Source organism: Gammaproteobacteria bacterium, assembly GCA_022450155.1.
Classification (GTDB): domain Bacteria; phylum Pseudomonadota; class Gammaproteobacteria; order Arenicellales; family UBA868; genus REDSEA-S09-B13.
The window spans coordinates 25,805-44,046 of record JAKUQR010000001.1 but is presented as its reverse complement, the minus strand read 5'-3'; the positions used below and the strand labels follow the sequence as shown (position 1 = coordinate 44,046).

General features: G+C 53.8%; 17 protein-coding genes. 4 read left to right on the top strand and 13 right to left on the bottom strand.

The window, feature by feature from the left end; genetic code table 11:
• Nucleotides 1–36: 36 nt before the first annotated feature.
• The 3 genes from MK323_00200 to MK323_00190 are packed head-to-tail and all read right to left on the bottom strand — an operon-like array spanning nt 37 to nt 2,847.
• Nucleotides 37–933, bottom strand: coding sequence for an alpha/beta hydrolase (locus tag MK323_00200; protein ID MCH2480587.1), 897 nt, complete (start codon nt 931–933; stop codon nt 37–39).
• 57 nt (nt 934–990) lie between these two features.
• Nucleotides 991–1,962 (bottom strand): 2-dehydropantoate 2-reductase, encoded by a 972-nt coding sequence (locus MK323_00195; GenBank protein ID MCH2480586.1) that lies wholly within the window; start codon nt 1,960–1,962, stop codon nt 991–993.
• A gap of 3 nt (nt 1,963–1,965) precedes the next feature.
• Nucleotides 1,966–2,847: an NAD(P)-dependent oxidoreductase gene (locus tag MK323_00190; protein MCH2480585.1), complete on the bottom strand. Its 882-nt coding sequence runs from the start codon at nt 2,845–2,847 to the stop codon at nt 1,966–1,968.
• A 182-nt stretch (nt 2,848–3,029) separates the two neighbouring features.
• On the opposite strand from MK323_00190, the gene MK323_00185 reads away from it, so the two are divergent.
• The gene (locus tag MK323_00185) at nt 3,030–3,872 is read left to right on the top strand and encodes an N-acyl homoserine lactonase family protein (GenBank protein MCH2480584.1); all 843 of its coding nucleotides are present in this window, start codon (nt 3,030–3,032) and stop codon (nt 3,870–3,872) included.
• Between the two features lie 42 nt (nt 3,873–3,914).
• Entirely contained in the window at nt 3,915–5,306 is a 1,392-nt protein-coding gene (locus tag MK323_00180) for an amidase (protein ID MCH2480583.1), read from the top strand.
• 36 nt (nt 5,307–5,342) lie between these two features.
• Here MK323_00180 and MK323_00175 read toward each other — a convergent pair whose 3' ends face one another.
• The 8 genes from MK323_00175 to MK323_00140 all read right to left on the bottom strand — a co-directional run bounded on the left by MK323_00175 (nt 5,343) and on the right by MK323_00140 (nt 13,850).
• The gene (locus MK323_00175) at nt 5,343–6,416 is read right to left on the bottom strand and encodes a malate/lactate/ureidoglycolate dehydrogenase (GenBank protein MCH2480582.1); all 1,074 of its coding nucleotides are present in this window, start codon (nt 6,414–6,416) and stop codon (nt 5,343–5,345) included.
• Between the two features lie 56 nt (nt 6,417–6,472).
• Nucleotides 6,473–7,243 (bottom strand): SDR family oxidoreductase, encoded by a 771-nt coding sequence (locus tag MK323_00170; protein ID MCH2480581.1) that lies wholly within the window; start codon nt 7,241–7,243, stop codon nt 6,473–6,475.
• 262 nt (nt 7,244–7,505) lie between these two features.
• Nucleotides 7,506–7,859, bottom strand: a complete 354-nt coding sequence (locus MK323_00165; protein MCH2480580.1) for a hypothetical protein — start codon at nt 7,857–7,859, stop codon at nt 7,506–7,508.
• Nucleotides 7,856–9,199, bottom strand: a complete 1,344-nt coding sequence (locus tag MK323_00160; GenBank protein ID MCH2480579.1) for a DUF1446 domain-containing protein — start codon at nt 9,197–9,199, stop codon at nt 7,856–7,858. Before MK323_00160 ends, MK323_00165 begins: the two co-directional genes overlap by 4 nt.
• A 30-nt stretch (nt 9,200–9,229) precedes the next feature.
• Entirely contained in the window at nt 9,230–10,447 is a 1,218-nt protein-coding gene (locus MK323_00155; GenBank protein MCH2480578.1) for an MFS transporter, read from the bottom strand.
• A 115-nt stretch (nt 10,448–10,562) separates the two neighbouring features.
• Complete coding sequence (locus tag MK323_00150; GenBank protein ID MCH2480577.1) at nt 10,563–11,450, bottom strand: dihydrodipicolinate synthase family protein; 888 nt, start codon at nt 11,448–11,450, stop codon at nt 10,563–10,565.
• A 42-nt stretch (nt 11,451–11,492) separates the two neighbouring features.
• Nucleotides 11,493–12,254, bottom strand: coding sequence for a phytanoyl-CoA dioxygenase family protein (locus tag MK323_00145; GenBank protein MCH2480576.1), 762 nt, complete (start codon nt 12,252–12,254; stop codon nt 11,493–11,495).
• A 69-nt stretch (nt 12,255–12,323) separates the two neighbouring features.
• Nucleotides 12,324–13,850: an altronate dehydratase family protein gene (locus tag MK323_00140; protein ID MCH2480575.1), complete on the bottom strand. Its 1,527-nt coding sequence runs from the start codon at nt 13,848–13,850 to the stop codon at nt 12,324–12,326.
• Nucleotides 13,851–14,011: 161 nt separating this feature from the next.
• Between MK323_00140 and MK323_00135 the strand changes: the two genes are divergently transcribed.
• The gene (locus MK323_00135) at nt 14,012–14,698 is read left to right on the top strand and encodes an RraA family protein (GenBank protein MCH2480574.1); all 687 of its coding nucleotides are present in this window, start codon (nt 14,012–14,014) and stop codon (nt 14,696–14,698) included.
• Here the strand turns inward: MK323_00135 and MK323_00130 are convergent.
• A complete protein-coding gene (locus tag MK323_00130; protein ID MCH2480573.1) occupies nt 14,686–15,753 on the bottom strand; it encodes a dehydrogenase in 1,068 nt (355 codons plus the stop codon). The genes MK323_00135 and MK323_00130 overlap by 13 nt on opposite strands.
• Complete coding sequence (locus tag MK323_00125) at nt 15,750–16,550, bottom strand: aldolase/citrate lyase family protein (protein ID MCH2480572.1); 801 nt, start codon at nt 16,548–16,550, stop codon at nt 15,750–15,752. The genes MK323_00130 and MK323_00125 overlap by 4 nt, the downstream gene beginning before the upstream one ends.
• 283 nt (nt 16,551–16,833) lie before the next feature.
• Here MK323_00125 and MK323_00120 point away from each other — a divergent pair, with 283 nt between their 5' ends.
• Nucleotides 16,834–18,192, top strand: a complete 1,359-nt coding sequence (locus tag MK323_00120) for an amidase (protein ID MCH2480571.1) — start codon at nt 16,834–16,836, stop codon at nt 18,190–18,192.
• Nucleotides 18,193–18,242: the final 50 nt, after the last annotated feature.

The window sequence follows — 18,242 nt, the reverse complement described above, 5'->3', positions numbered from 1 at the left end:
CAATGTAACCACCTCCCCCTATCTACACCGCTTGCGTCAATCTGGCGCGGCGTTCATTCCCAGAATCGAGCCACCAGGATCTGTTGCAGTCTGACGCACGGGCCAGCGTCCGGATTTGACCTGAATCAAAAACTGGTCGACTGTGTTATTGAAGGCATCGGGCTCCTCGAGATTGATGGTGTGACCGGAATTTGCCAGCACCACCAGTGCCGAACTCCGGATTAACCGTTTCATGAATATCCCGGGAACGAGACAAGGTTCGTCTTCATCGCCTGTCAGAATCAGCGTGGGCACCTGCAGTTCACTCAGATTTTTTTCAAGGTCGAACAAAGAAGGCCGCTGAGCTTGTACACCCCGCATCGTCAACACAGACCCCTGGGCTGAATGCTCCGCCAACTGAGATCGGAATTCAGCCCAGCCGCGGGGATCTTTGCTCATGAATTGAACTCGGGTTGGGCCTTCAGAGTACCGTTTAGCAAACTCGTCACTGGAGCTTGATTCTATGAATGCGGCGCTTGCTTCGGCTTCTACTCGGAACTGACCTTGTTTGTCTTTCTCTGCACCGTAACCGCAGCCTGCCACAACCAGGGACAGTGCACGATCACAGTGCTGCAGGCCAAAATGCAGGGTCGCAAATCCACCCATGGAAAGACCGCAGATGTGTGCTTTGTCGACACCGCAGTGGTCAATAACCGACAGAATGTCGAGGCGCGCACGATCCTGGGAATAAAGGGCGGCATCATCCGGCACATCAGACGGGGGATAACCCCGGGCATTAAATACAATGCAATGGTATCGGCGACTGAAAAATCTAATCTGTGGCTCCCAACTGCGATAATCCCCCGCGAATTCGTGGACAAAAACAAGAGTGTCGCCTTCCCCTGACTGTTCGTAGTACAGCTTGATCCCATCATTCGTCGTCGCGTAGGGCATAATTTGCTTCCTTTGTGGTGTCACCCACAATCAAGTAGTAGTTAAATGGTTTACAGGTTATTTAGAACGCCGTTCAAGCGCTTCGTAGTCGATTTCGGGCCCGTGTAATACCTGGATCGCCTGGGCATTACGAGCCTTGATCAGAAGGGTCAGTGCCTCATTAAAAGGTGTGCTGACACCCAGTGCGCCACCTTCGCGGACGACAGCGCCATTTAGCGCGTCGATCTCGGTGGGCAAGCCAGCATCCATATGTTGGAGCATGGATGGCCGGTTGAAGAGGCGGTCAGTAAAACCTTCAACGGTTGCCCGAGGATCCTGGCCGATAAGTGAAACACCCCGGGCGTCCACAACCCGCAGTACTTCGTCGAGAATCCGCTGCTGAAATTCCCGCGCGGCGGGTAGAGCGCCAATCTCTCCAGTCCGAAGTCCAGTGATTGCACTGATCGGGTTAACGGCGCAGTTGAGTACGAATTTGCTCCAGATCACGCCAACGATGTCGTCGGCGATCTGGACATCAAAATCTGCATTCCCCAGCGTTTTGTGTAGCCCATTTATTCGGTCACTCGGGGACTTACTGATCTCGCCTATCCAGGTCTTACCGGCGTTGGTATGAAACGCGTGCCCTGGAGAGGGCGATGCCGCGCTGTGGTAGCTGATACCCCCGGCCACTCGGTCTGCTCCTAATTCTTCCTGCAGTTTCTCAACGTTGCCGATGCCATTTTGGAAGGTGATACACCATCCACCGCTGGCATCGAGCACGTTTTTGGCATGAACAGCCGCTGCCGAGGTATTGTTGGTATCGGTATGAACGAAAACAATATCTGCCGGTGCAAAGTCGCTGGATTGTGTCGAGGCGACCGCCGGGATCCAGTGTTCGCCATCCACGCCCGTTAAATGTAGGCCTTGGTTATTGATATTATCGACCACGGACTGGTGACTATCTACAAAAACGACTTCTTCACCGGCCATGATGAGACGAGCGCCATACAGTCCCCCCATAGCACCCGAACCCACAATGCAGATTTTCATGAGTCAGAGTTTCTCCTGCTTTTTTTTACCTGTGTATCTAAATATGCCTGTTGCATCGTCATTCGGGGACGATGTGACGAAATTGTCCCACAGTTGGACGACAGTGCGGCTGATCTCACCCGTTATTCCGGCTTCATCACAGCCGTCAAGGTAAAGAGAGATATCCTTGAGCAGTAGTGAATTGCTAAATCCGGCATTAAACCGATTGGTAACGACCTGATGAGGTATTTTGTCCAGTGTTGCGGTATTCATGCCGGTAGAGACGTTGACAACATCACACATTTTCTGCAGGTCCAGGCCCTGCGTCTGTCCAAAGTGCAGCGCTTCACAGGATGCTGCAAGGGCGGTCGCGGACAGAAAGTTGTTCAGGACCTTGAGTGTCTGGGCCTGACCGGGTTCGGGGCCGATCAGGAATTGGTTGGCACTGAAGCACTCGAGAATGGGCAATACCTCGTTGTAAAGGTTCTTCGGTCCAGCGCACATGACAGCCAGCGTGCCGGCAACGGCACCTCGAACACCACCGGAAACCGGGCTATCTAGATATTTGAGGGTAGAACAACGAAGCAATTTTTCGACAGCCTGGCTGGCTTTGGCACCAATGGTCGACGTATCCACGACGGTGAATGAATGGTTTGCAGAGGCGTTTAGCAGTTGTTCGAAGATGCCCTGGACAGCATGACCGTCCGGCAGGCTGAGCAGTAGCACGGAGGTTTGTTGGATCAAAGCCTCCAGACTATTGACGTATAGCAAATGGTCTGTAGGCTGCCACCGAGCCTGATCGATCTCATACCCCACGATATCGTAATCCGCCTTTATCAGGTTCTGTGCTATCGGATAGCCCATATTACCCAGTCCGACAATGCCAATGGTTTTGCGTGGATTCATCAATCAACTGCCCTGTTGGACATTACGGTATCTCAAGGGTTTTCCATGGGTGGGTAAGCTTTATTTCCCCGGCAGTATTCCTGGTGTATAGAGTCACTGTAAACTCATGCTTTAGATGCCCGCGTCCAGACAATGGGGTTTCGGTTAGACCGACAACAATAGCTCATCCTGGAGAAAATATCATGGCTGATCCCGAGTCTTATGAAGTATTTGCATTGTGTTATGCAGTGCGCACTAACCGAAAACACCATGAGAACTTTATCGGCAGTGCCTGGACCGACCCCATGCACGACCAGGAAGAACCGATTGCCTATTACGTGTGGGTTCTTAAAAACGCCAACAGGACTGTGGTCGTAGATACCGGCTTTGATAAAGCCGAGTGGAGTCGACGGACTGACAGCTCCGGCGGCATCTGGCAGTGTGAGTACGATCAGTCACCTGCGGAAGGGCTGGCTGGTATGGGCATTGATGCGCGACTGGTCCAGGACGTCATCGTGACACATTTGCATTATGACCATGCGGGCTCACTCAATGATTTTCCGGCCGCGCGATTTCACCTGCAGGAACTTGAGATGCAATATGCGACCGGCCCACATATGGGACATGACTATTTTGCCGGTGCCTACACGGTGGATCATGTGCTCGATATGGTGCGGAACGTGTACAAAGGGCGGGTGGTTTTTCACGCAGGAGACAGCGAGATAGTGCCCGGTATCAGCGTTCATCATGTGGGTGGACATACCATGGGCATGCAGTGTGTACGGGTGATGACAGCGCGAGGTTGGGTGGTACTGGCCAGCGATGCCAGTCATTTTTATGCCAATTTCGAAGACAAAGCGCCGTTTCCGATCGTTTATAACGTCGCGGACATGCTAAATGGATTCGACACGCTTCGGAACCTTGCCAGCACGGTCGATCACATCGTGCCGGGCCATGATCCTTTGGTAATGGTGCGCTATCCGGGCGCTAAAAATCCTGGCATAGGTCAGATCGTGCGGCTGGATCAAAGCCCCACGAATCTTTGAAGTTTTGGGTAGGACTAATTTCTATAACGTTGAGTGCTAGCTATGAATGAGGAAAATTTTCCGGAAATCTCGCAATGGTCGAGCGATTTCCAGAGCGGGAAGGTGACACCCCGTGATGCGCTTGAACTTTGTCTCACTCGAATCGATCGGTTTGACGCCAAATTGGGTGCCTTCGAGGTTGTCTATGAACACGAGGCGCGCCAGGCGGCCGACGCCGCCACAAACGCTTTTGACAGCGGTCATCGGATCGGTCCTTTCCATGGTATCCCTTTTGCGCTCAAAGACATCATTGACCTGGAAGGGCGAATCACGACTGGCGGCTCTAAAGTGTTTGAAGATCGAGTCTCGCCGGCCACGGCGACGGTCGCAAAACGTCTGATTGCAGCTGGAGGCATCCTCGTTGGTAAAACGAAAACGGTCGAGGTTGCCATGGGCGGCTGGGGCACTAATCAGCAGATGGGCACGCCTTGGAATCCCTGGGATCTCAAAACCCACCGCACACCCGGCGGCTCCTCAAGTGGTTCCGCCGTGGCGGTGGCGTCAGGAATGGTGAGCTGTGCAGTCGGAACGGATACCGGTGGTTCAGTGCGTGGACCTTCGGCCTGGTGTGGCATCGTGGGTCTTAAGACAACCGAAGGGCAGATTCCAACTGATGGAATCATACCGCTGTCGCATACTTTGGATACGGCGGGACCGATGGCACGCAGTGTGTCAGATACGGCATTGATGTACGCGGTGATGCTCGGACAGCATCCTGTGGATATTGATCGAGACAGGTCCCAGGGTCAGGGTCTATATAGCGAGATGTCACAGGGAGTCGCGGGCCTTCGTTTGGGAGTGTTGAACGATCTCGAACGAACACGGGTCGCCAGCGATATTTTGGATCTTTACGATGCAGCCTGCGATGCGCTCGCGCAGCTGGGGGTAGAACTCGTGACCTTCAACGGCCCAATGGGCTTTGATGACATGAAAGAAGCTACCGGGGTGATCATCTTTTCTGAAGGGTATTTTCACCACGGTGACATGTACGAGCGGCAAGGTGCACAGATCGATACCGACGTACGACCTAGGATCTTGTCTGGACGTACCTTTTCGGCTCGAGACTATGTTGCTGCACTGCAGCAGAGGCAGCAAGACCAGCAAAAATTCTTGCGCAGCCTGACTGGCTTATCGGCATTGTTGACCCCAACAATTGCAACACCACCTATACCGTTGGACGAGGTCGACCAAGCGTCAACACCAGCGTACTTCACCCGTGCCGGTAACTACCTCGGGTTATGCGGATTGTCGGTGCCCATGGGTCTCACTGGCGATGGCTTGCCGGGCGGACTACAGATCCTGGGGCGGGGAAGTGAAGAGGGAATGACGTTACGGATTGGTGCGGCGTTCGAGCAGAAGACGGGACCCTTCCCTCACCCGTGGCTGGACAGCTAAGTGGTTGACATTGGCTCGTTTGGTGCGGTCGCACCCTTAACTTGTGGCGAGTGCATTAATCCGATCCTGAGACACACCGACTGATAACCCTGACTGCACGAACAGCCGCCAACTTTCTTCATCTATTGGTATGCCCGACTGACGTCTCGCTTCATTGCTCGCGCGTTCCGGATCACCGGGGATCAGCACAGGTTCTTCGTCTACTAAAGGCGGTGACGCCTTGATGTGGGCGATTGTTGCGTCGGTTTCCGTGTGAATAAACTCTCTGTCGACAAGGCGCTCAGGGTCGATGATTACCGAGAACATATTGTTGAGGATCGTGTCGCTACCGTGTTCCGTTTCGGGTCGGCATGTTCCCCCACCGCTGAATACTCCAGCAAGCAACTCGTTGATCAGTGCAAGCCCATAGCCCTTGTAGGTACCGAAGGTTTGAATGGCGCCCGGTGGGGAATCGAACATGGCCTGTGGGTTGTTTGTGGGCTGCCCTTTACCGTCGAGTAAAACACCATCTGGCAGCAACTCCCCTTTATTTTTAGCAACTCGGACTTTGCCATGGGCAATTACACTGGTGGCCATATCGAGAACGACCGATGGGCTGGTTGCGGTGGCCGGAAGCGTGCAGCAGTAGGGGTTGGTGGCGAACCGTGCATCCGACCCACGATAAGGCGCAACCAACCCGGGATGGCCGACGACATTGACATGATGCATTGACAGCAGTCCTGAAGCTGCACAGCGCTCTCCCCAGGCGCCTATGCGGCCCAAGTGAAAGGACCGCCGTATGGTCATCACGCATACCCCATGCTTGCGGGCTCGATCGATGGCAATGTCCATGGACTCTGTGCCGATCACCTGCCCATAGCCGGCGCCGCCATCAATGGTAACCATCGCACCATGATCAACGACGATTGTCGCATGTTGATTAGGAATGAGTTCACCGGTTTGCACAGAGGCGACATAACGAGGGAGCATGCCAATACCGTGACTGTCGTGGCCTGCGAGATTTGCCTCGACTAGGTTGTCCGACACCAACTGAGGCTCATCTCCTATGCTGCCTGCGGCGGTCACTATTTCTTTGGTGAGTGTTCGTAAGTTCTTATGGCTGATGATCATGAACGAGGTATCCTGTGTTTCGTCATAAGATAATGAGTGGTATCGAAGCCCTACATCTACTTGGACACAAAGCCGCCATCTACTGGTAGGGCGACGCCAGTAATATAGGATGCCTCATCCGACAGCAGAAATAATGCTGCATTGGCAATTTCTTCCGGCTGGGCTTCGCGGCCCAATGGTGTCAGGGTCCTCATCATCGCAAGGTTCGCCTCTCGATCTGTTTCCTGGTCAGGGCGGGCCATAAAGACCTTCAGCATCGGTGTGTCGACCATACCGGGGCAGACACTGTTTACACGGATATTATCTGCTGCCAGTCTGCCTGCGAGCGAAGCCATCAGGCCATTTACGCCCCATTTGGCGGCAGAATAGACGGGACTGAAAGGGGATCCGATCAGACCGGCAATCGATGCAGTGAACAGTATGCTGCCCCCACCGCGCTGGCGCAGATGTGGTATCGCTCGCCCGGTGGTCATGAACACCGACCGCACGTTCAAATCCATTGCGATTTCGTAGTCATCCGGGTCAATCTCTTCGACCGCCGATGGGCCGGGATGCCCAACATGGTTCCACAACAAATCCAACCCACCAAAGGCATCAATTGTGTCATCGACAATACGATGGCATTCATCATCTTTGGTCAAGTCTGCGTTGATACCCACGGCGTCGCCGCCGGCATCAGTGACTTCTTTAACCACCGCATCCAATGCTGCCTGGTCGATATCTACCACGGCTACCTGGGCTCCTTCTGCTGCAAAACGGACCACGCCAGCGCGTCCCATACCGGACGCTGCAGCTGTTACCAGCGCAATCTTGTTTTCCAATCGCATAACAGTTTCTCCTTCAATAAGAATCGGATTATAGGGTTGCCAGAAACTTTCTTGCTTTGAGCGTACAACAATTAGGGTCATTGGGGGAAGCTAGGTTGCTGTCGCATAGATTCCGCAGCTATGCATGCGATGATCACCAGAAAACTGTTTCGGTCCATACCAAGGGAGGCGTGATTTCTAATTTTCTGGAGACCTGACAGCACTGAATTTTAGGAGAGGGCTGAGGCCGGAAAGCGATTTGATCACATCAATGGGGCAGCTATTAATTGTCGTAGTTGGAACTGGGAGGCGCCTCACCATCCAGTTCGATCGATAGAGATAAAATCAGGAAGCTCCATGATTTCCCATGACTGTCAAGATTCAGTGATTCGTTTACGCCACCGCCTAGGGCTTCATCCATGACCAGGTTGATGCCATGGAGCTGTGGCAGGACAAAGCGCTGAATCTCGCCTAGCAGTAAGTGTCCAAAATGCAATTTCACCCGCTCGGCCGTGACCTGGGTCAAAATGAGTGGGAAGTCTTCCGGCTTATAGGTAAATACCGAGACATTGGAGCGGTTTCCCTTGTCGCCAGCTCGGGCATGGGCAATCTGCCTAAGTTCGATAATACGAGTCATACAGATAGGATCTCTATTTTCGGCGTCACCTGGTCACGCTTTACAAAGGTCGAGTAAGTCAGGACGCTAGGCTCGATACGACCTCTGTAACCACCGCCTCCGGCTGGCCCACAGCACAGCAGCGCTTCGACTTCCCACAGCAGTGCCTCAGCAGCTTTACGATCGTTGCAGCGCAATGCAGCACGCAGGCGGACATCTCGGATATCCAAATCCTTACTGGGTTTGAGCTCGTGGATCGCGTTCAGTCCGACCAGATCTGTACGACAGGGTAAATGAACGTCGTGGACTTTTCTGATGCGGTCTCTGACGATATCGGCAGCCAACGTGGCGCGTTCTGCAGCGCCTGGACCAGCGTATGAGACTTCTGCTTCAGCCAGATAGCCGCCGTCGAAGGCTACGGTAACCTTCAGTTGATCCGGCCGAGCTGTGCCACTGGCGTTAGAAACCTGCACGCGATCGGCACTCACTTCAGAAACATTAACTGTGGAGAAATCAGCTGTGACATCAGGGGTCAGGTAGGCCGTTGGGTTGTGTACCTCGTACAGCATCTGTTCCTTGACAGTCTGGGTACTGACCAGCCCGCCCGTGTCTGTCAACTTGGTGATTACAGCGCTGCCGTCGGCGCAGACTTCTGCAATTGGGAAGCCCACATAAGCCAGATTAGGGACTGATTTATATCCTGGGTCGGCAAAATAGCCGCCGCTGACCTGGGCTGCACATTCCATTAAATGTCCAACCAGGGTGCCAGCGCCGAGCCGAGTCCAGTCGTTTGCTGCCCAGTTAAAATGATGCTGGATAGGCGCCAGAAACAACGATGGGTCAGCCACTCGACCAGTGATGACGACGTGCGCATCTTCTTCCAATGCTGGAATAATCGCGTCAGCGCCGAGGTAGGCATTTGCCCCAAGAATCGACCGACCGGTTTCGGCGACTGTACACGATGGTTCGTGCAACGGGCTTTCGTCGTGAATCAGTGTACGTACATCGTCGCCGGTCACCGCAGCTATGCGAAGTCCATTTAGCCCCAGCTCCTGTGCGATTCTGACAGCCAGTTGTGCCGCAGCGTCCGGATTGGCGACACCCATGTTGGTGATCAGTCGGGTGCCGTGTGCCTGGCACAGGGGGAGGAGGGCTCGGAGCCGGGTTTCAAGTAAGGCGTTGTAGCCGAGGCCAGGATCAGCCGCACGGTCGCGATGCCCGAATGCCAGGGTTCTTTCACCCACGCATTCAAATATGATCGTGTCCAGCTGGCCCCGCTTCACCAGATCAATGGCCGGATCCAGTCGGTCGGATGAAAATCCGGCGCCGGTACCGACTCGGAATGTTCTTTTCTGGGACATCGCGCAGCCTGACCTAGCTTTGTAGATTTCTCAGGTTACCTCAATTTCAGCCGGGCTGTTCGACTGCAGAAACTGGACCAGTACGAGGCCTGCAACCGCAAGCCCGGCCAGGCAAGCAAAAACTGGCTGGTAAGAGCCCACCGTGTCGAAAACATAACCTGCAATCAATGGGCTCAAAGCGCCACCAATCGTCCCATGAAACAAGACGATGGCGAAAATCACGCCATGCGACCGGGTGCCGAAAAGCTCTGCCACCGTGGGAGATATGAGTGTGAAGAATGCACCATGAGTAAATCCATATACCGGGGCAAACAAAAACAGAATCGACGGTTCGCGGATAAACAGCAGCCAGATCAGGCTCGCGCAAAGAATGACGTAGGCGATGATCAGCGCGCGCTTCCCTCCCAATCGATCAGCGGTTCCACCCAGAATGATTCGGCCGAGAATACTTCCGGCGCCGATGGTTGAGAGTACTTTTGCTGCCTGGGTTGTTTCAAACCCAAGGTCTCGGGCGTGGGGAGCCACATGAATCATCACGACCATCAAGCAGGAAAAGATCAAAAACTGCCCGACGCACAGAATCCAGAAATTGCGTGTAGTAATCGCTAGCTTGAGCGTCAGTCCAATTTCAGTTTGAGGTACTGGTGTCGAGACTTCGTCTGATTCCACTGGTGTCGATGGTGGGTTACGTGTCAAAAACTGTGCGAGAAAGGTCAAAATCAAAGTAGAAGCTGCGCCAACAACAAGGCAAGCGATGCGCCAGTCCCAGACTGCAAGCAGGGCGGTCAGTAGTATAGGAACCACGAACGTTCCCGCACCGGCCCCGGCTTTGACAATTCCGGACATCAGGCTTCTTTTGGCTGTGAACCAGCGGGCAATAGTCGACAACGTCAAAATGTCGTGTGTGCTGAATCCAACCGCTACGAGCACACCGTAAAAGAAATAGAGCTGCCAGGGCGCCTGGATGAGGGACATCAGTGCGTAGCCGGCGCCATGAATCAGCGCGCCAGCAATCATTATCCGTCGAGGGCCGAAAAGATCGTTCAGTTTCCCCATAGCTATGCCGATAATTCCGGTCGCAAGGAGGAATGCGGAGAACGCGCCAGAAATTACCGCGCGGGACCAACCGAAGGTTTCCTCGAATTCAAGAAACAATATCCCGAACATAAACAACAGTCCCACATAAACAGCCTGGACCAGAAAGCCTGTGCCGACGATTAAGAACTGTTGGTTGCGATAGCTGTTCACGAACGTAACTTGCGAGTAAGGCTCCGTTTGAGGGTAGTATTTTGATTCATATCAAAATACCGCACCGGCTTGACCCGAAGGCCAACCGAGACGAAATCTCTGTTTGAGTTGTGCCTTAGATCAGACTAAGACCCATCAGTGCGTTGCGAATGAGAGCTTGCTGGGGTTCTCCAGGCATAGACATTGGCTGACGAGGTAGCCCTGCGGGAATACCCTGAAGAATCTGTGAATACTTGGTTGTTGCCGGTAGATTGTCACCAACGATTGCATTCCACAAGGCCAGCAACTTTTCGTGCAGGTCCAGTGCTGTTGCATGGTCTCCGGCTTTGACTGCGTTCCAGAGCTGGACGCTTGGGCGAGGCGCCGCGGAAAGAATAGCTGCAATAGATCCCCGGGCACCCAAGCAGTAACTGGCATACAGCAGGCCGTCTACCGCACTAAAAATCAAGTCGTCCGGGTCGGCTGAAATCATGAGATCAGCAAAAAGCTTCATATCGCCAGCGCTTTGTTTTACGCCAATGACGCCCGGAACCTCACGCATGACCCTGCACAGCAGTTCGGGTGAAAGGTAATTCCACGGGATGACGTTATAGATAATGATCGGCATTCCCGTTTCGCTGCTCAGCGTTCTGAAATGCTCGACGGTGTCATCGTCGCCTGGCTTGAATACGTAGTGCACCGGCGTGACCTGCAATGCGGCGACGCCTGAATCCTGGATCATCTGGCCACGCCGCACAGATTCCCGCGTCGAATCAGTGATAATTCCGGCAATCACGTCGATACGCCCGTCAGCAGCTTCGAACGCGACATTAATGAGGGTCCTAAATTCGTCAGCCTCGAGGGTATGACCTTCGCCCGTACTGCCGCCAGCCGCGATCCCGCTCACGCCGCAGTCAACCAGCCAATCAACCTGTGCTTTAACCGAGGTGTACTCGATTTCTCCGTGCGCGTCGAAAGGAGTGGTCACCGGTGGAATGACGCCGCAGAGATTGATTTTAGTCATTATTATTGTCCTTTAATGTCGTTCTGTTGACTGATAGCGTTGTTACCAGCGCAGGCGAAAATCGTTTTCTCCGGTCTGATCAGTTCCTCGCATAAGGAAAAGTGTTCGTTCCTCGTGAGCCTTAAACCCCATACTTTTCGATTGTGTCACTGCGAGTCTTCGGTCAAAGACAGAAGTCAGTGGCATGTAGCGTAGTGTCATACCACGTCGTGAATTCGAAGACGTGTTCTCTTCTGAGCCGTGCACTATTCGAACATCGTGCAGTGACATTTGTCCCGCCTCCAGAATCAGGTCTACGGCCTGGGATTCATCGAAATCTGAGGACAGCAGTTCCTGGTTGAGGGTCAGATTTGGGTCTGGATTAGTTTTATGTGCAAGCAGCTGTTCTTTCTTATGAGAACCGGGGATGAGTTTCAGGCAGCCGTTTTCCGTGTTCGCATCATCAATCGCAATCCAGACTGTGCAAGTGGCCACAGGTCGTATGGGCCAGTACTCGCCATCTTGGTGCCAGGGGGTTGCCCTACCGTTGACGGCAGGTTTAGCAAAAAAGCTGGAATTCCAGAGTGCAAAATGACCACCTAGTACCTGCTCCACCATTTCCAGGATCTCCGGAATGCGAGCGTAGTTCAGGAAGGCCAGATCGTAGGCCAGCACGCTGGGACAGTAGTCTCGAAATTCGGGTAATCGGGTGATCAGACGCTCATGATGTCCTTTGATAGTATCAAGCGTTTCTTTGTCGAGGCGGAAATCAGGAATTACAAAACCTTGCGTGTGATAGTGATCAAGCTGAGTAGTACTGAGCATAGATCTTTCCGTTTAGCGCAGTGTAGGACAGTCGACCTAAGTCAGAAGAGTAGGGCGATTAAGCATGAATTACAGTATGGCACCGACCATCCAGGGAACAAATTCTTCTTCGCCCATGCCCATGATTTCGGATTTTGACCGTTCACCGGATGCGCAGGAGATGATCCTCTCAAAGATTTCCTGCCCCTTTTTCTCAACGCTCGACGTACCGTCGACGATGTCACCGCAGTTGATGTCCATGTCACTTTCCATCCGCAGATACATCGGCGTGTTGGTGGCAAGTTTCAGGCTTGGCACAGGTTTGCCCCCGAACACCGAGCCGCGACCGGTTGTGAAGCAGGTGATGTTGGCGCCACCCGCCACCATGCCGGTGATCGAAGCGGGGTCGTAACCTGGTGTATCCATAAAGACAAAACCTTTTTTGGTAATCGGTTGCGCATACTCGTAGACGTCAACCAGATTAGTCGTGCCGCCTTTGGCCACGGCGCCAAGGGATTTCTCCAGAATCGTGGTCAGACCGCCTGCTTTATTGCCAGGTGCAGGATTGTTGTTCATTTCGGCATGATTGGCCTGGGTGTAGTCTTCCCACCAACGGATCCGGTCCACCAGTTTCTGGCCGACTTCGGGGCTGACTGCCCGCTGCGTGAGCAGGTGTTCGGCACCATAGACTTCTGGCGTTTCACCCAGACAGGCCGTCCCCCCATTCAAGACCAGGAGGTCGGCTGCTGCGCCGAGTGCCGGATTTGCAGAGATGCCCGAGTAGCCGTCTGAGCCGCCACATTCCAGTGCCAGAATCAGATCGCTGACCGGTCGTGTCACCCGTTCGATCTGGTTCGCATCACTGAGCAGTTCACGGATCAGGCCCTCGCCACGCTCGGCCGCCGCAGCGCTGCCACCTGAATCCTGGATCGTAAAGGCGTGGAGTTTATCGCTGGGATTGAGCTTTTCAGCTTCCATCATGGCCCCGATCTGATTGGCCTCGCAGCCCAGGCCAATAATCACCACGGCATAAAAATTGGGGTGTCGGGAGTAACCGGAAAGTGTCCTCTGTATATAGTTCAGGCCGATACCGGCACAGCCGCCACAGCCATGATCATGTGTTAGCGCGATGACCCCATCGACATTAGGAAACTCAGCCATCACGTCTTCTTGAAACCGTTTGGTGACATGTCGAGCAACACTTGCAGAACAATTGACACTGGTCAGAACGCCAATGTAGTTGCGGGTTCCGACGCGGCCGTCAGAACGAACAATGCCCTCAAAAGTCGCCGCCTGTTCGGGTGCCACGAAGTCGAGACTTCTCACCGACTCACTGAACCGGTAGTCGCGGTCGAAATTATCCATGCGCAAGTTGTGGGTGTGAACATGCTGGCCCGGCAAGATATCGGTTTCGGCTATGCCGATGATCTGGTCGTACTTTCTTATCGTGTCACCTTTCGAGATGGCCTGGGTCGCCACTTTGTGTCCAGGATCTATCGGATCAAGCGTTGTCAGCGCTTCTTCCTCGACGCGGGTGTCCGCACGCAGTGCGGCGCGGGCAACCACAACATTGTCAGCTGGGCTCAGTCGAATTGTCCGGGTTACAGTTTGGCTCATAGGTCTCACATCCTTGGTTCTCATCTATTCACAGGATAATATATATTAAAATTCCGAATTGTTACGATCGAGCATCTCTGACCACGGGCTAAACGCGGCTGCCTGGAATTCTTCGGGCGGTTGAGCGTCGAAACCCATCAGAACACCGAGGATATGAACACATGATTGGTGAACCTGTCATTCTTACGGTCAGGAAACACTTCGATCGACCGACCAATGACCAGATCGGGGTGTTTCAAGGGATTTCGACCGGATTTGTGGTCGATGCCCAGAATGGTACCGGAGCCCTGGACTACCGAATTAAGCCGCTCGCGACCGACATGGCGTTTGCCGGTTCTGTAATTACTGTGCATGTTGAACCCAGGGACATGCTGGCTGTTCAGCCGGGCATTGCGCTGGCACAGCCTGGTGACGTGGTGTTGATTGAAACAAATGGTTACGACGACGCAGCTGTGATCGGTGACAACGTCGCCATCATGGCAAAAAATAAAGGGATCCGCGCCATTGTTACCGATGGGCTGGTTCGGGACGCAGAGGGCATACTGGCGGCGGGTATTCCGGTATTTTGTGCAGGTGTATCTCCCAACTCACCTTATTCCCTAGGTCCAGGCTCGGTCGGCTTGCCGGTAGCTATCAAAGGTGTACCCATCGAGTCGGGTGACATTTTGGTGGGAGACCGTGATGGTGTCGTCGTCGTATCACGATCGACCGTCGATGCAGTGATTGCCTCAATTGCAGTCGTTACTCAGCTAGAGGCTGAATACGAGAAGAAAGTCCACGGTGGAGCTACTGCCTCAGACTGGGTTCAGGAGTTGCTCGATTCAGATAAGACCCGTTACGTCGACTGAGAAGCGAAGCAATTTCGGTAGTGTTTCAGCTTCAGGTGGAAGGCCGGTTCATCAGCGACCGTAGGGTCAGCAAGTGCCTGCGGGACCTGTCCGTTTTTTACGGCAAATACATGCTCTAGATCCTGCGCTCCTATGCCGGCAAAGCACTGGTCCGTCCAGCACAGAGCATGCGGAGTGAGGATCACATTATCGAGCTGTAATAGCGGGTCGTCGGCCTGTGGTGGCTCTGGATCAAATACGTCCAACCCGGCGCCGGCAATTACGCCTTGTGTCAACGCCGTTACGAGGGCGGTTTGGTCGACAACGGGCCCACGTGATGTATTGATCAGGTACGCAGTAGGTTTCATCAATGTAAGCCTGGCAGCGTTCGCCAGGTGGAGGGTCTCTTCGCTTAGCGGTACGTTAAGGGTCAAAAAATCACTCTCACGGAATACGCTCTCCAGGTCTTTGAGTTCAACGTTGACGGACTGGGCGACAGTCGAATCGATATAGGGGTCGTGAGCGATGAAGTTCATACCGAGCGGCGCACAGAGTCGAAATACCTCCACACCAATGTTGCCAAGCCCGATTGAGCCCAGCGTCTTACCCACCAGCCCTGTCCCCATGTGCTGAGCTCTTTCAGCAAACGTTGATGGTCCACCTCGTACCAGAGCGTCTTTGATCATCAGTTTCCCGGATAGAGCGAGGATGTAGGTCAGTACTGATGCTGCGACTGGTCGTCTGACGCCGTTAGGTGTGATTCCGACCGCGATTCCCTTGATTTTGCAAGCTTCTACATCCACCGTATCAAAACCCACGCCAAACCGTGCAATCAGTGTCAGGCGGTTGTTCGCAGGGATGCTGTTGGCATCAAATTTCTCCAGCAGCAGTACCAGTGCATCGAAACCCTCCAGTGATTCGGCACTCATCCGACCATCAATGCCGGCGACGTATTCGAATTGAACTTCAGGGTCATCCGATAGCGGTGACAGGTCGAACATCGGGAATACGGGCGTGCCATCATTGTTTTGAAATGCCCCAGACAGAGCTACCCGAAATTGATCTTGATTTTTCATGACTTTTGCTTCGGTCTGCCGGTTTTGCACCCCTTGCGAATTTGTTCGATTCCGCTTGCCAAAGTCTGTGGGTAGAGGAGTGTGTCCATCTGGTAACAGATGACATCATATCCTTTTCGAAATCGATCAATGCCTTGTTCGGCTGAAACTACAAGAAACCCCAGTGCCTTGCCGTGTTTGTGTGCTGCCTGTCGAATTCGGCGCTCGGCGCGAAGAAATTCCGGGTGGTCGAAGTCCCCTGGGATACCCAGAGACGCACTGAGATCAAAGTGTCCCAGCCAGATACAGTCCACCCCATCGACCGCGGCGATTTCATCGACGTTCCGCACGCCTTCAACAGTTTCGATCAATGTGGCTATACCAATTCTTCGATTGGCTGATCGTAAGGCAACATCGGGTGACACAGCGCGGTAGCCATCGTGCGCAATCCCCAGGGCGATGCCCCGGTGCCCGCGTGGAGGGTAGTTGGCGTGCTGGACGATTTCACGGGCTTCGTCAGCCGAGGCCACCATAGGCAGTAGTAGTCCATCAGCACCCGCATCGAGCGCTCGAGCGATATGGTGATAGTTTTTCGACGGCGGGCGTACCAGGGCAGGAAGGTTGCCGGCTCTCAAACTGGTGACGAGTTGTTTGAGTTCGGATATTCCAAAACCTGAGTGTTCCATATCGACAAAGACAAAATCGATACCTGTTCCACCCAAAATCTGGCCGATGCCGGGTGTTGAAAACTCAAATAAGGCGTGTCCGGCTTTGAGTTTGTCATTGGCGAATAATCGTTTCAGGTTAGCTCTAGGCATCACGTTCTCCACTTGGTCGGTTCATAGGTCGAAGGAGTCAATGTCGCAGTCGATGTTCGGTTGAGACAGTCGGGGAGCTTACAGTACAGGATAACAGCCACGCCGGCCGAGCGTCATATGGTATGTTTCGTGGCTAAACTGTGCGACGGTGAGTGACATCAGTGCGTGCTTGCTGAAGTGGCGGTTTAGCAGTCACAATCAGGTTTTGGGGCAGCAAGACGTCGGTTGATCAGGTAGGGCACGCGAAGGCTGTTGCGTGATCGAACAGAGCTGGAGATTCACCATGACAGGTCAGAGTGCAATCGAGGAAACGCGGCGTTGTCTTAACAACATTGAGCGGTTTGACTCCGTCGTAAACGCTTTCATTTCTGTGCTCGCCGAGAGTGCGCTACGCGAGGCGGAATCGATAGATCGAGCGCGTGAGCAAGGCGCAGTCAGCGGTCTACTAGCGGGTGTGCCGATATCGGTAAAAGACTGTATTGACGTCGCCGGGACACCTTGTACCAACGGTTCGACCTTTTTCGCCGACTATGTTCCCGAAATCGATGCACTGGTCGTTCAGAGACTCCGACAAGCCGGAGCCGTGATTCTCGGTAAGACCAATCTGCATGAATTTGCTTATGGGTCGACGACTCAGAACCCTCATTATGGTTCAACCCGAAACCCTTGGGACCTGGACCGAATACCCAGTGGCTCCAGCGGTGGGGCGGGTGCTTCTGTGGCCGCACAGATGTGTGTTGGCGCAGTGGGGTCAGATACAGGCGGTTCAGTGCGAACACCAGCCGCCATAAATGGTGTCAGTGGTCTCCGGCCATCTATGGGATCGATACCGATGACGGGTAGTTTTACGCGGATCTGTCCGGCGATCGATACGGTCGGCCCTCTGGGAGAGTCCGTCGAGATTGTCGCCCGCATGTTCGCGGTAATGGCGGGATACGACGACGATGATCTCTATTCGGTTCGCAGAGAGCAACCGGATTTTCTCGGTAGTCTTGACAATGGTATCAAGGGGATCCGGATCGGACTGCCCCAGAAATTCTTTTTGGAGGATCTGGAGGAAGGTGTGGGCAGTGCCGTCGAAGCCAGTGCGCAGCGATTGGCTGCACTGGGAGCGGATATTGTCGAGATTGAACTCGAAGGTGCGGAGTATGCCCAGCAGTCCGTGATGCCGATGGTCTGGGCCGACGCTTATGAATATCACCGAGAGCGTGTCGAAAGCGCCCCGGAGAAATTCGGCCGCGATGTGCTGGACCGTATACTGCTGGGCCGGGATATTGCCGGGTGTGACTATGCTGCAGCCCTGCGCGCGAGGGAGCGGTGGAACCGGACCGTTGATCGAACTCTGGAGCAGGTAGACGTGATACTGACGCCGACCACGCCGATTACTGCCCCGTTGGTTGAAGAAAGTAGCGACATGTTGTCCACAACACACCATTTGACTCGATTTACTTACCTATTTTCATGGGCGGGGCTACCGGGGCTGTCGGTGCCGTGTGGATTTACCTCGGCTGGGATGCCCATCGGCATGTTGCTCAACGGACGACCGTGGGAAGAGACGCTGTTGTTTCAGATCGGTCATTCTTATCAGAACGATACTGACTGGCACAGTCGGCGTCCGCCGTTGCTGAACGCTGCGGGCTGATTTACAGGCTATTACACCTAGTTTTGTATCGGGGATACAAAAGGACAACC

Excerpts from the sequence above, each read along its gene's own strand:
- MK323_00200 (MCH2480587.1), bottom strand. The coding sequence starts at position 933 with ATGCCCTACGCGACGACGAATGATGGGATCAAGCTGTACTACGAACAG.
- MK323_00195 (MCH2480586.1), bottom strand. The coding sequence starts at position 1,962 with ATGAAAATCTGCATTGTGGGTTCGGGTGCTATGGGGGGACTGTATGGC.
- MK323_00190 (MCH2480585.1), bottom strand. The coding sequence starts at position 2,847 with ATGAATCCACGCAAAACCATTGGCATTGTCGGACTGGGTAATATGGGC.
- MK323_00185 (MCH2480584.1), top strand. The coding sequence starts at position 3,030 with ATGGCTGATCCCGAGTCTTATGAAGTATTTGCATTGTGTTATGCAGTG.
- MK323_00180 (MCH2480583.1), top strand. The coding sequence starts at position 3,915 with ATGAATGAGGAAAATTTTCCGGAAATCTCGCAATGGTCGAGCGATTTC.
- MK323_00175 (MCH2480582.1), bottom strand. The coding sequence starts at position 6,416 with ATGATCATCAGCCATAAGAACTTACGAACACTCACCAAAGAAATAGTG.
- MK323_00170 (MCH2480581.1), bottom strand. The coding sequence starts at position 7,243 with ATGCGATTGGAAAACAAGATTGCGCTGGTAACAGCTGCAGCGTCCGGT.
- MK323_00165 (MCH2480580.1), bottom strand. The coding sequence starts at position 7,859 with ATGACTCGTATTATCGAACTTAGGCAGATTGCCCATGCCCGAGCTGGC.
- MK323_00160 (MCH2480579.1), bottom strand. The coding sequence starts at position 9,199 with ATGTCCCAGAAAAGAACATTCCGAGTCGGTACCGGCGCCGGATTTTCA.
- MK323_00150 (MCH2480577.1), bottom strand. The coding sequence starts at position 11,450 with ATGACTAAAATCAATCTCTGCGGCGTCATTCCACCGGTGACCACTCCT.
- MK323_00145 (MCH2480576.1), bottom strand. The coding sequence starts at position 12,254 with ATGCTCAGTACTACTCAGCTTGATCACTATCACACGCAAGGTTTTGTA.
- MK323_00140 (MCH2480575.1), bottom strand. The coding sequence starts at position 13,850 with ATGAGCCAAACTGTAACCCGGACAATTCGACTGAGCCCAGCTGACAAT.
- MK323_00135 (MCH2480574.1), top strand. The coding sequence starts at position 14,012 with ATGATTGGTGAACCTGTCATTCTTACGGTCAGGAAACACTTCGATCGA.
- MK323_00130 (MCH2480573.1), bottom strand. The coding sequence starts at position 15,753 with ATGAAAAATCAAGATCAATTTCGGGTAGCTCTGTCTGGGGCATTTCAA.
- MK323_00125 (MCH2480572.1), bottom strand. The coding sequence starts at position 16,550 with ATGCCTAGAGCTAACCTGAAACGATTATTCGCCAATGACAAACTCAAA.
- MK323_00120 (MCH2480571.1), top strand. The coding sequence starts at position 16,834 with ATGACAGGTCAGAGTGCAATCGAGGAAACGCGGCGTTGTCTTAACAAC.